13 protein-coding genes are annotated in these 14,097 nt (G+C 65.5%); 11 read left to right on the forward strand and 2 right to left on the reverse strand.

The genetic code is table 11. The features are described from left to right. Positions 1 to 62: 62 nt before the first annotated feature. The 6 genes from purU to CAG44_RS21185 are packed head-to-tail and all read left to right on the forward strand — an operon-like array spanning position 63 to position 6,887. Positions 63 to 929: a formyltetrahydrofolate deformylase gene (gene purU, locus CAG44_RS21160; protein ID WP_013973142.1), complete on the forward strand. Its 867-nt coding sequence runs from the start codon at positions 63 to 65 to the stop codon at positions 927 to 929. Then, the gene (folD, locus tag CAG44_RS21165) at positions 926 to 1,837 is read left to right on the forward strand and encodes a bifunctional methylenetetrahydrofolate dehydrogenase/methenyltetrahydrofolate cyclohydrolase FolD (RefSeq protein WP_085692927.1); all 912 of its coding nucleotides are present in this window, start codon (positions 926 to 928) and stop codon (positions 1,835 to 1,837) included. The genes purU and folD overlap by 4 nt, the downstream gene beginning before the upstream one ends. Then, entirely contained in the window at positions 1,819 to 3,060 is a 1,242-nt protein-coding gene (locus CAG44_RS21170) for an FAD-dependent oxidoreductase (RefSeq protein WP_085590973.1), read from the forward strand. The genes folD and CAG44_RS21170 overlap by 19 nt, the downstream gene beginning before the upstream one ends. Positions 3,061 to 3,072: 12 nt before the next feature. Continuing rightward, positions 3,073 to 3,378, forward strand: coding sequence for a sarcosine oxidase subunit delta (locus CAG44_RS21175; protein ID WP_075044863.1), 306 nt, complete (start codon positions 3,073 to 3,075; stop codon positions 3,376 to 3,378). Beyond that, on the forward strand, positions 3,375 to 6,278 hold the full coding sequence (locus CAG44_RS21180) for a 2Fe-2S iron-sulfur cluster-binding protein (protein ID WP_085692928.1): 2,904 nt from the start codon (positions 3,375 to 3,377) through the stop codon (positions 6,276 to 6,278). Before CAG44_RS21175 ends, CAG44_RS21180 begins: the two co-directional genes overlap by 4 nt. 3 nt (positions 6,279 to 6,281) lie before the next feature. After that, entirely contained in the window at positions 6,282 to 6,887 is a 606-nt protein-coding gene (locus CAG44_RS21185) for a sarcosine oxidase (RefSeq protein ID WP_085590969.1), read from the forward strand. Between the two features lie 355 nt (positions 6,888 to 7,242). On the opposite strand, the gene CAG44_RS21195 is transcribed toward CAG44_RS21185, so the two are convergent. Continuing rightward, entirely contained in the window at positions 7,243 to 8,127 is an 885-nt protein-coding gene (locus tag CAG44_RS21195) for a LysR family transcriptional regulator (RefSeq protein ID WP_085615154.1), read from the reverse strand. A 145-nt stretch (positions 8,128 to 8,272) separates the two neighbouring features. On the opposite strand from CAG44_RS21195, the gene CAG44_RS21200 reads away from it, so the two are divergent. Both CAG44_RS21200 and CAG44_RS21205 read left to right on the forward strand, forming a co-directional pair. Next, a complete protein-coding gene (locus CAG44_RS21200) occupies positions 8,273 to 9,292 on the forward strand; it encodes an alpha/beta hydrolase (protein WP_024087356.1) in 1,020 nt (339 codons plus the stop codon). A 54-nt stretch (positions 9,293 to 9,346) separates the two neighbouring features. Continuing rightward, on the forward strand, positions 9,347 to 10,069 hold the full coding sequence (locus tag CAG44_RS21205) for a pirin family protein (protein WP_085692929.1): 723 nt from the start codon (positions 9,347 to 9,349) through the stop codon (positions 10,067 to 10,069). Positions 10,070 to 10,291: 222 nt separating this feature from the next. Here CAG44_RS21205 and CAG44_RS21210 read toward each other — a convergent pair whose 3' ends face one another. Continuing rightward, positions 10,292 to 10,585, reverse strand: a complete 294-nt coding sequence (locus tag CAG44_RS21210; protein ID WP_025339641.1) for a DUF1330 domain-containing protein — start codon at positions 10,583 to 10,585, stop codon at positions 10,292 to 10,294. A gap of 78 nt (positions 10,586 to 10,663) precedes the next feature. Here CAG44_RS21210 and ribBA point away from each other — a divergent pair, with 78 nt between their 5' ends. The 3 genes from ribBA (at position 10,664) to CAG44_RS21225 (ending at position 14,094) form a co-directional block, all read left to right on the forward strand. Further along, positions 10,664 to 11,785: a bifunctional 3,4-dihydroxy-2-butanone-4-phosphate synthase/GTP cyclohydrolase II gene (gene ribBA / locus CAG44_RS21215; protein WP_085692930.1), complete on the forward strand. Its 1,122-nt coding sequence runs from the start codon at positions 10,664 to 10,666 to the stop codon at positions 11,783 to 11,785. A gap of 369 nt (positions 11,786 to 12,154) precedes the next feature. Then, a complete protein-coding gene (locus CAG44_RS21220) occupies positions 12,155 to 13,180 on the forward strand; it encodes an ABC transporter substrate-binding protein (protein WP_025339643.1) in 1,026 nt (341 codons plus the stop codon). Next, entirely contained in the window at positions 13,177 to 14,094 is a 918-nt protein-coding gene (locus CAG44_RS21225; RefSeq protein WP_015270844.1) for an ABC transporter permease, read from the forward strand. Before CAG44_RS21220 ends, CAG44_RS21225 begins: the two co-directional genes overlap by 4 nt. Positions 14,095 to 14,097: the final 3 nt, after the last annotated feature.

Below are 14,097 nucleotides of genomic sequence, written 5' to 3' on the forward strand. Positions count from 1 at the left end.
TCGCGAAGCCTCTTTTGCCCTTGTGCCCGACCTGCCCCACTCCATCACGAGGCCTATCCGACATGCATCCCGCTCCCGATCACTTCATCCTGCGCGTCAGCTGCCCGGCCGTGTCCGGCATCGTCGCCGCGGTGACCACCTACCTGGCCGAGCACGGTTGCTACATCAGCGAGATGGCGCAGTTCGACGACGAGGACAACGGGCGCTTCTTCATGCGCGCGGTGTTCCGCTACAACACCGGTGTCACGGGTGACACACCGCAGCTGGAAGCCGGCTTTGCCGATGTCGCCCAGCGCTTCGACATGCAGTGGAGCCTGCACAGCAGTGCCCGGCCAATGCGCGTGCTGCTGATGGTGAGCAAGTTCGACCACTGTCTGTCCGACTTGCTTTACCGGCATGCCAAGGGCGAGCTGGACATGCAGATCACCGCCGTGGTCTCCAACCACTTGGACCTGCGCCCGATGGCCGAGCGCCAAGGCATCCGTTTCGTCTACCTGCCGGTCAGCAAGGACACCAAGGCCGAACAGGAAGCCGCGCTGCTGCGCATCGTCGAGGACACCGGCACCGAACTGGTGGTGCTGGCGCGCTACATGCAGATCCTCTCCGACGACCTGTGCCGCCAGCTGTCGGGCCGGGCGATCAACATCCACCATTCGTTCCTGCCCGGTTTCAAAGGCGCCAAGCCCTACCACCAGGCCTACCAGCGCGGGGTGAAGCTGATCGGCGCCACCGCCCACTACGTCACCAGCGACCTCGACGAAGGCCCGATCATCGAGCAGGAAGTGCAGCGCGTGGACCATGCCTACGCACCGGACGACCTGGTGGCCATCGGCCGCGACACCGAGACCATCGCCCTGTCCCGCGCCGTGAAATACCACCTTGAGCACCGGGTGTTCCTGAACCACGACCGCACGGTGATCTTCAAATGAACGCCATTCCCGGTATCAAGCTGATCGACGGCAAGGCCACCGCGGCGCGGGTGCTGGCCGAGGTACGCGAGCAGGTGCAGGAACTGCGCCAGGGCGGCGTGCAGCCGGGCCTGGCGGTGGTGCTGGTCGGCGCCGACGCTGCCAGCCAGGTGTATGTGCGCAACAAGGTGCTGCGTGCCGAAGAGGTGGGCATCCGCTCGCTGGAGCATCGCCTGCCTGCCGACACCAGCCAGGCCGAGCTGCTGGCCCTGATCGAGCGCCTCAACCGCGACGCCGAGGTCAACGGCATCCTCGTGCAACTGCCGTTGCCGGCCCATATCGACGAACACCGCATTCTCCAGGCGATCAGCCCACTGAAGGATGTGGACGGTTTCCACAGCGAGAACGTCGGCGGCCTGGCCCAGGGCCGCGATGTGCTCACCCCGTGCACGCCCAGCGGCTGCATGCGCCTGCTGCGCGATGCCTGTGGCGAGCTGCGCGGCAAGCATGCGGTGGTGGTCGGCCGCTCGAACATCGTCGGCAAGCCCATGGCCGCCCTGCTGCTGCAGGCCGACTGCACGGTGACCGTGGTGCACTCGCGCAGCCGCGACCTGCCGGCGTTGTGCCGCCAGGCCGACATCCTGGTGGCCGCAGTGGGCAAGCCGCGGCTGATCGGTGCCGACTGGCTCAAGCCCGGCGCGGTGGTGATCGATGTCGGTATCAACCGCATCGACGAAGGCGGCCACAGCCGCCTGGTCGGCGATGTCGACTTCGCCGCCGCCCTGCCCCAGGTGGCCGGCATCACCCCGGTGCCCGGCGGGGTCGGCCTGATGACCATCGCCTACCTGATGAAAAACACCCTGCTCGCCCTCGACCTGCAGCAACAGGCCGCCCACCAGGAGCGCACCCTATGCCTTTCGCCCTGCTGAAATACGGCCTGAGCGCCGACTACCCGGTGGAGGTCGACCTGCCACCACCGTGCGAACTCAAGCCACGCTATGACGTGGTGATCATCGGCGGCGGCGGCCACGGCGTGGCCATCGCCTACTACCTGGCCAAGTACCACGGCATTACCAATGTCGCCGTGCTGGAAAAGGCCTATCTCGGTGGCGGCAACACCGCGCGCAATACCGCGGTGATCCGCTCCAACTACCTCACCAGTGAGGGTGTGCGCTTTTACGCAGAATCGGTGCGCATGTTCCAGAACCTGTCGAACGAGTTCGACTTCAACATCATGTATTCCGAGCGCGGTCAGCTCACCCTGGCGCATACCGACGCCACCGTGCGCGCGTTCCGCCAGCGCGCCGAGGTCAACAAGCATTTCGGTGGCCGCACGGAAATGATCGACCGCCAGCAGATCCGCGAACTGGTGCCCAGCCTGAACCTGGACCCGGGCCACCTGCCGGTGCTGGCCGGCCTGTGGCACATCGACGGCGCCACCGCGCGCCACGACGCAGTGGCCTGGGGCTACGCCAGGCAGGCGGCCAAGCGCGGCGTCGAGATCCACCAGCTGACCGAAGTGCAGGACCTGCTGATCCGCAACGGGCGCATCGAGGCGGTGAAGACCAACCGTGGCACCGTGCAGTGCGGTTGCGTGGTGCAGGCCGTGGCCGGGGCCAGTTCGCTGCTGATGGCCAAGGCCGGCATCCGTGCGCCGATCCATACCTACCCGCTGCAGGCCATGGTCACCCAGCCGTTCAAGCCGTTCCTCGATCCGCTGGTCAGCTCGTCGGCGCTGCACTGCTACGTGCAGCAGACCAGCCGTGGCGAGATCGTCTTTGGCGGCGGCTCCGACCCCTACCCGCTGTACAACACCCGCTCCACCCTCGACCTCAAGGAAAGCCTGCTGGCCCACGCCATCGAGATGTTCCCGTTCATGGCCAACGCCAAGCTGATGCGCCAATGGGCCGGGATCACCGACATGACACCGGACTACAGCCCGATCATGGGCCTGTCGCCGGTGCACAACTATTACCTGGACGCCGGCTGGGGCACCTGGGGTTTCAAGGCCACGCCGATCTGCGGCAAGACCATGGCCGAGCTGGTCGCCAGTGGCGGCAAGGTGCCGGAACTGATTGCACCCTTTGCCCTGGAGCGCTTCAGCCGCTTCCAGCAAGTCAACGAAATGGGCGCCACCGCAGCCAGCCACTAAGGAGCGACGACGATGAAGATCCTGACCTGCCCCTTGAACGGCCCGCGCAATATCAGCGAGTTCACCTACGGCGGCGAATTCAGGCACATGCCCGACCCGGCCAGCTGCAGCGACGCCGAATGGGCCGACTATGTGTTCAACAGCGACAACCTGGCCGGGGTGGTGACCGAGTGGTGGCTGCACAACGCCTCCAGCTACTGGTTCCTGGCCGAACGCCACACGGTGAGCGACCAGGTGCTGCGCACCTTCGACCCGAAAGAACTGTTCGACCGCCGCGTCGACTTCACCCCCGCCGCCACCCCGGAGATTGCCGGATGAACAGCCACACTCGCCTCCCCGCGCCCATGGGCCTGCTGATCGACCGCGAGCGGCCCCTGCACTTCCAGTTCGACGGCCAGGCCTGCCAGGGCTTTGCCGGTGACAGCATCGCCAGCGCCCTGCTCGGCAGCGGCCGCTGGCTGCTGTCGCGCTCGTTCAAGTACCACCGCCCGCGCGGCCCGCTGAGCATGGCCGGGCAGGATGCCAACACCCTGGTGCAGCTGCCGGACGAGCCCAATGTGCTGGCCGACCTGGAAGCCGCCCGCGATGGCCAGGTGGTCGAAGGGCAGAACTTCAACGGTAGCCTGGCGCACGATCGCGATGCCTACCTGGGCAAGTTTTCGCGCTTCATGCCGGTCGGCTTCTATTACCGCTCGTTCTACAAGCCCAAGGGCATGTGGAAGGTGTGGGAGCCGCTGATCCGCAAGAAGGCTGGCCTCGGCGTGCTCGACCTCGGATTCAAGCCGCAGTACTACGACAAGGCCTATCTGTTCGTCGATCTGGCCGTCATCGGCGCTGGCCCGGCGGGCCTGCGTGCGGCACTGGACGCGGCCAATGCCGGGGCCAAGGTGTTGCTGATCGAGCAACAGCCGGTGCTTGGCGGCTCGCTCACCTACGCCCGCTTCGACATTGCCGGCACCCGCGCCACCGGCCTGCGCCAGGAACTGCTGGCTGCCGTCGACGGCCACCCGAACATCCAGGTACTGCTGGAAGCCACCTGCAACGGCTGGTTCACCGACAACTACCTGCCGGTGATCCAGCACAAACGCCTGTACAAGGTGCGCGCCAGCCGCTGCCTGGTGGCAGCCGGTGCGTTCGACCAGCCGGTGGTGTTCCGCAACAACGACCTGCCGGGGGTCATGCTGACCAGCGCCGCGCAGCGGCTGATGAAGCTGTACGCGGTCAAGCCGGGCCAGCGCGCGGTAATCCTCACCGGCCACGATGACGGCTACCTCGCCGCCCTCGACCTGCAGGAGCAAGGCGTGGCGGTGGCCGCGGTGGTCGACATGCGCGCCGCGCCAGCCGATGCCGCATTGGCCGCCGAACTGAAGCGCCGCGATATACCCGTGCACCTGGGCAGCACCGTGTACGAAGCCCTGCACGAAGCGGGCATGCGCCACGTGAGTGGCGTGGATATTCGCCCGATCACCGGCCAGGGCAAGGTCGGCCCGCACGGCCTGCGCCTGGCCTGCGACCTGCTGTGCATGTCGGCAGGCTACATGCCGGTGTACCAGTTGCTGTGCCAGGCTGGCGGCAAGCTGGCCTACGATGTGAACCGCGACGAATTCGCCATCACCAACCTGCCGGCCGGGCTGGATATCGCCGGCTCGGTGAACGGCCGTCACGCACTGGGCAATGTGCTGGCCGACGCCACTCGCGGGGCTGCCGATGCGCTGGCAGCGCTTGGCCTGGAAGCGCCGGTGCAGCCCGTGTTCAGTGCCGAAGCCAAGGTCAACTTCCCCTGGCCGATCTTCCCCCACCCCAAGGGCAAGGATTTCGTCGACTTCGACGAAGACCTGCAAGTGCGCGACATCGTCAACGCCACCCGCAGCGGCTACCGCGACGTGCAGCTGGTCAAGCGCTTTTCCACGGTCGGCATGGGCCCGTCCCAAGGCCGCCACTCGGCGCTGCCGACCGCCCGCCTGGTGGCCCACGCCACCGGGCGCAGCATCAGCGAAACCGGGGTGACCACCGCCCGCCCTCCGTTCCAGGCGGAAAAGCTGGCCCACGTCGCCGGCCGCGCCTTCGACCCGTACCGGCAAACAGCAATGCATCGCCGCCACCTGGAAGCCGGGGCGAAGATGATGCCGGCCGGCATCTGGCAGCGCCCGGCCTATTATGGCAAGCCCGAGGAACGCGAACGCTGCATGCAGGAGGAAGCCCGCCATGTGCGCGAGAAGGTCGGCCTGATCGACGTTTCCACCCTCGGTGGCCTGGATGTGCGCGGCCCCGACGCCGCCGAACTGCTGGAGCGCCTCTACACCTTCGGCTTCGCCAAGCTGGCCATCGGCCGCACCCGCTACGCGCTGATGACCAACGAGCACGGCGTGGTGATCGATGATGGCGTGTGCGCCCGGCTGGGCGAGCAGCACTTCTACGTCACCGCCACCACCAGCGGCGTCGACCGCATCTACCAGCAGATGCTGAAGTGGAACGCGCAATGGCGCCTGGATGTGGACGTCACCAACGTCACCGCCGCCCTGGCCGCGGTCAACCTGGCCGGGCCGCTGTCACGCCAGGTGCTGGCCAAGGTATGTGACGATGTGGACCTGTCGGCCGAGGCCTTCCCTTACCTCGGCGTACGCCAGGGCACAGTGGCCGGTATTGCCGCGCGCATCCTGCGGGTGGGCTTTGTGGGTGAACTGGGCTACGAAGTGCACGTGCCGGCGCGCCACGCCGAGCGCCTGTGGGATGCCTTGATGCAGGCCGGCGCGGGGTTGGGCATTCGCCCGTTCGGCGTCGAGACCCAGCGCCTGCTGCGCCTGGAAAAAGGCCACGTGATCATCAGCCAGGACACCGACGGCATGACCCACCCGGCGGAGATCGACATGCAGTGGGCCATCGGCCGCAAGAAGGCATTCTTCGTCGGCAAGCGCTCGATCGAGATCCTCGAAGCGCAGCCGCTCAAGCGCAAACTGGTCGGCTTCACCCTGCCCAAGGGCAGCCCGCAGCCGCTGGAGGGGCATCTGGTGCTGGACGGGGCGGATATCAGCGGCAACGTCACATCCTGCGAATACTCGCAAACCCTGGGGCAGATCATCGGCCTGGCTTACGCCGGTGCCCATCAGGCCACGCCTGGCATGCACATCCCGATCCGCGTTGAGGGCGGCGTGATGGTCAATGCCAAGGTGGTGCCCCTACCGTTCCACGATCCCGACAACCTGCGCCAGGAGCTCTGAGCCATGACCAGTTTGCAAGCTGAAGCTTTTATTCCACACAGCCCGCGGGCCGAGCTGTTGCACAACTGCGCGTTGACTGACCTGACCGATCTGGCACGGGTCGGGTTTCGTGGGGGCGACAGTGCCGCTTGCCTGCAGGCGCGTGGCTACCGCTTGCCGTCGCTACCCAACCAGGCCGTGCGCCAGCAAGACGGTGGCTGGGTAGCGCGCTTGTCGCAGACCGAGTACCTGCTGTTGGGCAGCCTGGCGGACGGCGGTGCACGGGTGGCTGCCGAAGAGGCCGGGTGGGTGCAGGATGCCCGGCGCAACTACCTGCTGCCGCGCCAGGATAGCCATGCCTGGCTGCAGCTGTCGGGGGAGTATTGCAGCGCGGTGATGGCCAAGTTGTGCGGGGTGGACTTGCGCGCCCAGGCGTTTCCCGTTGGGGCGGTGGCGCAGACCTCGGCGGCGCGGATCAACGTGATCGTGCTGAATGTGGGGAGCGATGAAAGGCCGGCATTGCAGTTGCTGTTTGATCGGGCGTCGCTGGCGTATTTCCGTGAAGCGGTGCTGGATGCCATGGATGAGTTCGATGGTGGGTGGGTCGGGGTGGATGAACTGATGCATTGACCTGCACCGGCCTCTTCGCGGGTAAACCCGCTCCCACAGGGTCATCACAGGGCTTGGGTGCTGTGGCATACCTGTGGCAGCGGGCAGGCCCGCGAAGAAGCCAACGCGGTGGCTGGCACCGGCTGCGCCGGTGTTCGCGGGCACGCCCGCTCCCACAGGGCCATCACTGGGCTGGGGGCTGCGGGGTACCTGTGGGAGCGGGTTCACCCGCGAAGAAGCCAGCGCGGTGGCTGGCACCGGCTGCGCCGGTGTTCGCGGGCATGCCCGCTCCCACAGGGTCATCACAAGGCTTGGGGGCTGTGGAGTACCTGTGGGAGCGGGCGTGCCCGCGAGGAAGCTCACTCGGTACCGAAGGTCAGAGCTGCACCAACCGATCGCGCAGGAAGTTCACAAAACCCTGCACCGGCCGCGCCACCTGCCGGTGCTGCGGGTACACCGCCGACAGCTGCAGCGCCGGCGGCCGCCACTCATCCAGCACCGTCACCAGCCGCCCATCCGCCAGTGCCTGGCCCACGATGAAGGTTGGCAGATAAGTCACCCCCATCCCGGCAATCGCCGCATCCCTTAGCAGCTCGCCATTGTTCGCCCGCATCCGCCCGGCCACCTGGATCGCCTGTGCCTTGCCGCCCTGGCTGAACTGCCACTGCACCTGCCGCGAATGCCCATATGGCAGACAATCATGCCCAGCCAACTGCTCCGGCCTGGCCGGCACGCCCCGCGCTTCCAGGTACGCCGGGCTCGCGCAATACACCCGCTCGACACTGGCAATGCGCCGCGCAATCAGGCTGGAGTCCTCCAGCGCACCAATCCGTAGCGCCAGGTCATAGCCCTCGCCGATCAGGTCAACGGCGCGGTCGCTCAAGTCCACTTCCACATCCACCTGCGGGTGCAGCTGCAGGAACTCGGTCAGCAGGCAGCCCAGGTGCGCCATGGCGAACGACAGCGGCGCACTCAGGCGCAAGGTGCCACGCAAGGCCTGGGCCTGGCCGCTGATGTCGTGCTCCACCTGCTGCACTTCGCCGAGCAGGCGCAGCGCCGACTGGTAGTAGTGCTGGCCCAGCGGCGTGGCGTCCAGGCGCCGGGTGGAGCGATTGAGCAGGCGCACGCCCAGGCGCTCCTCAAGCTGCATCAGGCGCCGGCTGACCGATTGCTTGGACATCCCCAGGCGGTCGGCCGCAGCGGTGAAACTGCCGGCCTCCATGACCTGGGCAAAGATGCGCATGTCTTCGTAAGGGTTCATTGTCTCGCTCTTGGTGACAGTCAAACGCTTTATAGCGGCTTTTTCCCATCAGCGCATCTCCCTAATCTACGCACAAGTCGCAGCGATGGCCCTGAAGGCCAGGCAAGACGCCCACTACCAACATTCAACAGAAAAGGATTCGCTCATGAACATTGTCCACAAAACCCTTACCGCTTCCCTTCTGGCCCTGTCCGTTTCCAGCGCCTTCGCCGCTGGCAGCCCGGGTATCGAACAGCACACCCAGGCCTTCCTCGAAGCCCTGGAACAAGGCGGCGGCAAGCCACTGGAGCAGCTCAGCCCGAAAGACGCCCGCGCGGTGCTGACCGGTGCCCAGGCCTCGGTCAAGGTCGATCTCTCGGGTATCGAGGTGAAGGAACGCACCATCCAGGCCAACGGCGAGTCGATCAAACTGCAAGTGGTGCGCCCGGCCAACGTGAAGGGTGACCTGCCGGTGTTCATGTTCTTCCACGGTGGCGGCTGGGTGCTCGGCGATTTCCCGACCCACCAGCGGCTGATCCGCGACCTGGTGGTTGGCTCTGGCGCAGTGGCGGTCTACGTCGACTACACCCCATCGCCGGAAGCGCACTACCCGACCGCGATCAACCAGGCCTACGCCGCCACCCGCTGGGTGGCCGAGCATGGCAAGGAAATTGGCGTGGACGGCAAGCGCCTGGCCGTGGCCGGCAACAGCGTCGGCGGCAACATGGCGGCAGTAGTGGCCTTGAAAGCCAAAGAGGCCGGCACCCCGGCCCTGCGCTTCCAGCTGCTGCTGTGGCCGGTGACCGATGCCAGCTTCGAAACTGCGTCGTACAAGCAGTTTGCCGAGGGGCATTTCCTGACCACCGGGATGATGAAATGGTTCTGGGACAACTACACCACCGACGCCAAGGCGCGGGAACAGATCTACGCCTCGCCGCTGCGGGCCAGCAGTGAACAGCTGAAAGGCTTGCCACCTGCGCTGGTGCAGACAGCCGAGTTCGATGTGCTGCGTGACGAAGGTGAGGCTTATGCCCGCAAGCTGAATGCTGCCGGGGTGACCGTTACCTCGGTGCGGTACAACGGCATGATCCATGACTACGGGCTGCTGAACCCGCTGCATCAGGTGCCTGCCGTGCAAGCGGCCATGCGCCAGGCCGCCGGCGAGCTGAAAGTGCACCTGCAGTAACCTCATCCACCCATGCGGCAGGGCCTGGTGCCCTGCCGGTTCAGGAGACCCGTCATGCTGACCGTACGTAACGCCAAAGACCGCGGCCTGGCCTTTCATGGCTGGCTGAAATCGTTCCACACCTTCTCCTTCGGCCACTACCGCAACCCGGACGAGCAAGGGTTCTCGGACCTGCTGGTGATCAACGACGACCGCGTCATCCCCGGCAAGGGCTTTGGCCAGCACCCGCACCGCGACATGGAGATTTTCTCCTACGTGCTGGAAGGCGCGCTGGAGCACAAAGACACGCTGGGCACCGGTTCGGTGATCCGCCCGGGCGATGTGCAACTGATGAGCGCTGGCCACGGCGTGGCTCACAGCGAGTTCAACCACAGCCAGGTGCAGCCGGTGCACTTCCTGCAGATCTGGATCGTACCGAACGTGCAAGGCGCAACGCCGCGTTACCAGCAACAGCATTTCAGTGCCGAGGAAAAGCGCGGCAAGCTGCGCCTGATCATCTCGCCGGATGGCGCCGAGGGGTCGTTGCAGGTACGGCAGAATGCGCGGGTGTATGCCGGTCTGTTCGACGGTGACGAGCGTGCCACCCTGACCTTGCCGGAAAACCGCCATGCCTATGTGCATGTGGCCCGGGGCAGCATCGAGCTCAATGGGCAAGTGCTGAATGAAGGGGATGGGGTGCGGGTGAGGCAGGAACAGGTGCTGGAGCTGGGCAACGGGGTGGATGCCGAGGTGCTGGTGTTCGACCTGCGGCCGCATGAATTGCCGGGCATGCCTTGAGTTTCTGCTTCGACAGCAATGGCCCTATCGCCGGCAAGCCAGCTCCCACCTCGACCACATCGACCGAAGCCATGCGCAGTCCCTGTAGGAGCCTGGCTTGCCAGCGAAGAGGTACTGACAGACAACACAAAACAGTTGCTCCCACAGGTGCTGCACAGTAGCTGTAACCTGTGCAGTACCTGTGGGAGCTGGCTTGCCGGCGATAGGGCCAACAGCCATCACTCAGGGCTCGAACCCTTCGACGATGATCACCTCAGCCTTCGCCACCCCCTGGCGATGGCTGCAAGCCTCCTGGTACAGCTCGGACCGGTAACACGCCAGCGCCTGCTCGTACGAATCGAACTCGATCACCACGCTACGCTGAGGGGTAGGCCGCCCTTCCATTGCCTCGCTACGCCCGCCACGGGCGAGGAAACGGCCGCCGAATGCCTTGAAGGCAGCCGGGGCGCGCTGGGTGTATTGCTGGTATTGCTCGGGGTCGGTCACGTCCACATGGGCGATCCAATAGGCCTTCATGCGCTGCTCTCCTGTTACGGCGATATTTGTGTATGATGGTATACCATAATAATCACCCCACCACAGTGAGCGTGCAACATGGCTTTCAACACCATCGAAGAACTTCTCGAGGACTACCGGCAAGGCAAGATGGTCCTGCTGGTGGATGACGAGGACCGGGAAAACGAAGGCGACCTGCTGATCGCCGCCGAGCGTTGCGACGCCCAGGCCATCAACTTCATGGCCCGTGAAGCGCGCGGGCTGATCTGCCTGACCCTGACCGACGATCACTGCCAACGCCTGGGCCTGGAGCAGATGGTGCCGGCCAACGGCAGCGTGTTCAGCACTGCCTTCACCGTGTCGATCGAGGCGGCCACGGGCGTTACCACCGGTATTTCCGCTGCCGACCGGGCGCGTACCGTAGCGGCGACCATGGCCCCCGACGCCCGCCCCGAAGACCTGGTGCAACCCGGCCACATCTTCCCCCTGCGCGCCCGCGAAGGCGGGGTGCTGACACGCGCCGGCCACACCGAAGCCGGCTGCGACATCGCGCGCTTGGCCGGCTTCACCCCGGCGTCGGTGATCGTCGAAGTGCTCAACGACGACGGCACCATGGCCCGTCGCCCGGACCTGGAGGTGTTCGCTGCCCGGCATGGCATCAAGATCGGCACCATCGCCGACCTCATCCACTACCGCCTGAGCACCGAGCAGACCATCAAGCGCATCGGCGAACGCGAACTGCCGACCGTGCACGGCACCTTCCGCCTGGTCACCTACGAAGACCGCATCGAAGGTGGCGTACACATGGCCATGGTCATGGGCGATATCCGCCGCGAGCAGCCGACCCTGGTGCGGGTGCACGTGATCGACCCGCTGCGCGACCTGGTCGGCGCCGAATACGCCGGCCCCGCCAACTGGACGCTGTGGGCGGCGCTGCAGAAAGTGGCCGAGGAAGGCGCCGGCGTGGTGGTGATCCTGGCCAACCATGAGTCCTCGCAGGCGCTGCTGGAGCGCGTGCCGCAGCTGACCCAGCCGGTGCGGCCTTACCAGCGTGGGCAATCGAAGGTGTACTCGGAGGTGGGTACAGGCGCGCAGATCCTGCAGGACCTGGGCGTGGGCAAGCTGCGCCACCTGGGCCCGCCGCTGAAATACGCGGGGCTGGCGGGGTATGAGCTGGAGGTCGTGCAAAGCATCCCCTTCGAGCCCGGGATTGCAGGTTGATATACGGACCCTGTGGGAGCGGGCGAGCCCGCGAAGCAGACACCGCGGTGCATTGCACGGGCTTCGCCCGTGTTCGCGGGCTCGCCCGCTCCCACACAGACCGCGCAAGCTTTTAGACCCCTGTTCGAATCGATCGCCCCGATAAGCAATGTGCCCAGACCTGAGGATGGAGTGATGGCCGGTAGCCTCATACCTCTTGCCAAAAGTTTGGAATACCATAATATGATATCCCGTAGACCTTGAATCTGCAGGCCGGCACCTACAATCAAAAACGGCCACAAGACACTTTGTTTTAGCTGCTCCCCGAACACTGTTGGCGGGCGCACCACAAGCCCCGCCTCGAATAACAAAAGCAACGAGGGCGTAACCATGCTGTTGAGCAAACGTGTAACCGCAGTGCTGTCCGCCAGCCTGCTGACCCTGGCATGTCAGGCCGCCCAGGCCGCCGACAGCCTGAACTTCGTCAGCTGGGGCGGTACCACCCAGGACGCCCAGAAAGAAGCGTGGGCCGCACCCTTCACCAAAGCCACCGATATCAAGGTCGTCCAGGACGGCCCTACCGACTACGGCAAGCTCAAGGCCATGGTCGAGAGCGGCAACGTGCAGTGGGACGTGGTCGACGTCGAAGCCGACTTCGCCCTGCGTGCCGCCAGCGAAGGCCTGCTCGAACCCCTCGATTTCACCCAGATCAAGCGCGACAAGATCGACCCGCGCTTCGTCTCCGACCATGGCGTCGGCTCGTTCTTCTTCTCCTTCGTGCTCGGCTACAACGAAGGCAAGCTCGGTGCCAACAAACCGGTGGACTGGACCGCACTGTTCGACACCAAGACCTACCCCGGCAAGCGCGCCCTGTACAAATGGCCCAGCCCGGGCGTACTGGAACTGGCCCTGCTGGCCGACGGCGTAGCCCCCGACAAGCTGTACCCGCTGGACCTGGACCGCGCCTTCAAGAAGCTCGACACCATCAAGAAAGACATCGTCTGGTGGGGCGGTGGCGCCCAGTCGCAGCAACTGCTGGCCTCGGGTGAAGCCTCGCTCGGCCAGTTCTGGAACGGCCGCGTCTATGCCCTGCAGCAAGACGGTGCACCGGTGGGCGTGAGCTGGAAGCAGAACCTGGTCATGGCCGACTTCCTGGTCATCCCCAAAGGTGCCAAGAACAAGGACGCCGCCATGAAGTTCCTGGCCAACGCCAGCAGCGCCGAAGGCCAGGCCGAGTTCGCCAACAAGACTGCCTACGCGCCGGTGAACGTCGACAGCGTGGCCAAGCTGGACAAAGACCTCGCGCAGAACCTGCCGACCGCCTACGCCCAGGACCAGGTCACCCTCGACTTCGCCTACTGGGCCAAGAACGGCCAGGCCATCGCAGCCCGCTGGAATGAGTGGTTGGTCAAATGAAAGTCGCCATCAACGCCCTGCATAACGCGCAAGGTGCCCCCACGGGCACCGGCGCCCCGGGAACGGCCCCCCGCCGCGTCAGCCTGAGCCAGCGCTGGAAAGGCAGCCGCAATCTGCTGCCGGCGCTGCTGTTCCTTGGCCTGTTCTTCTTTGCCCCGCTGGCCGGCCTGTTGCTGCGCGGGGTGCTGGAGCCAACGCCGGGCCTGGGCAACTACGAGCAGCTGTTTGCCAACTCGGCTTATGCGCGGGTGCTGTTCAACACCTTCTCGGTGGCCGGCGTGGTCACCCTGATCAGCGTGCTGCTGGGCTTCCCGCTGGCCTGGGCAATTACCCTGGTGCCCAAGGGCTGGGGCCGCTGGTTGCTGAACATCGTGCTGCTGTCGATGTGGACCAGCCTGCTGGCGCGCACCTACTCGTGGCTGGTGCTGCTGCAGAGCTCGGGCGTGATCAACAAGGCGTTGATGGCCATGGGTATCATCGATGCCCCGCTGGAAATGGTGCACAACCTGACCGGCGTGGTGATCGGCATGAGCTACATCATGATCCCGTTCATCGTGCTGCCACTGCAGGCGACCATGCACGCCATCGATCCGATGGTGCTGCAGGCCGGCTCGATCTGCGGCGCCAGCCCATGGACCAATTTCTGGAAGGTGTTCCTGCCGCTGTGCCGCTCGGGGCTGTTCTCCGGGGCACTGATGGTGTTCGTGATGTCGCTCGGTTACTACGTCACCCCGGCCCTGCTGGGTGGTGCGCAAAACATGATGCTGCCCGAATTCATCATTCAGCAGGTGCAGTCGTTCCTCAACTGGGGCCTGGCCAGCGCCGCCGCCGCACTGCTGGTGGTGATTACCCTGGTGCTCTTCTACCTGTACCTGAAGCTGCAGCCGGAATCCCCGGTTGGCAACGCGAGGTAAACC

The organism is Pseudomonas sp. B13(2017) (assembly GCF_002113245.1).
GTDB classification, from domain to species: Bacteria; Pseudomonadota; Gammaproteobacteria; order Pseudomonadales; family Pseudomonadaceae; genus Aquipseudomonas; species Aquipseudomonas putida_Z.

Excerpts from the sequence above, each read along its gene's own strand:
- purU (WP_013973142.1), top strand. The coding sequence starts at position 63 with ATGCATCCCGCTCCCGATCACTTCATCCTGCGCGTCAGCTGCCCGGCC.
- folD (WP_085692927.1), top strand. The coding sequence starts at position 926 with ATGAACGCCATTCCCGGTATCAAGCTGATCGACGGCAAGGCCACCGCG.
- CAG44_RS21170 (WP_085590973.1), top strand. The coding sequence starts at position 1,819 with ATGCCTTTCGCCCTGCTGAAATACGGCCTGAGCGCCGACTACCCGGTG.
- CAG44_RS21175 (WP_075044863.1), top strand. The coding sequence starts at position 3,073 with ATGAAGATCCTGACCTGCCCCTTGAACGGCCCGCGCAATATCAGCGAG.
- CAG44_RS21180 (WP_085692928.1), top strand. The coding sequence starts at position 3,375 with ATGAACAGCCACACTCGCCTCCCCGCGCCCATGGGCCTGCTGATCGAC.
- CAG44_RS21185 (WP_085590969.1), top strand. The coding sequence starts at position 6,282 with ATGACCAGTTTGCAAGCTGAAGCTTTTATTCCACACAGCCCGCGGGCC.
- CAG44_RS21195 (WP_085615154.1), bottom strand. The coding sequence starts at position 8,127 with ATGAACCCTTACGAAGACATGCGCATCTTTGCCCAGGTCATGGAGGCC.
- CAG44_RS21200 (WP_024087356.1), top strand. The coding sequence starts at position 8,273 with ATGAACATTGTCCACAAAACCCTTACCGCTTCCCTTCTGGCCCTGTCC.
- CAG44_RS21205 (WP_085692929.1), top strand. The coding sequence starts at position 9,347 with ATGCTGACCGTACGTAACGCCAAAGACCGCGGCCTGGCCTTTCATGGC.
- CAG44_RS21210 (WP_025339641.1), bottom strand. The coding sequence starts at position 10,585 with ATGAAGGCCTATTGGATCGCCCATGTGGACGTGACCGACCCCGAGCAA.
- ribBA (WP_085692930.1), top strand. The coding sequence starts at position 10,664 with ATGGCTTTCAACACCATCGAAGAACTTCTCGAGGACTACCGGCAAGGC.
- CAG44_RS21220 (WP_025339643.1), top strand. The coding sequence starts at position 12,155 with ATGCTGTTGAGCAAACGTGTAACCGCAGTGCTGTCCGCCAGCCTGCTG.
- CAG44_RS21225 (WP_015270844.1), top strand. The coding sequence starts at position 13,177 with ATGAAAGTCGCCATCAACGCCCTGCATAACGCGCAAGGTGCCCCCACG.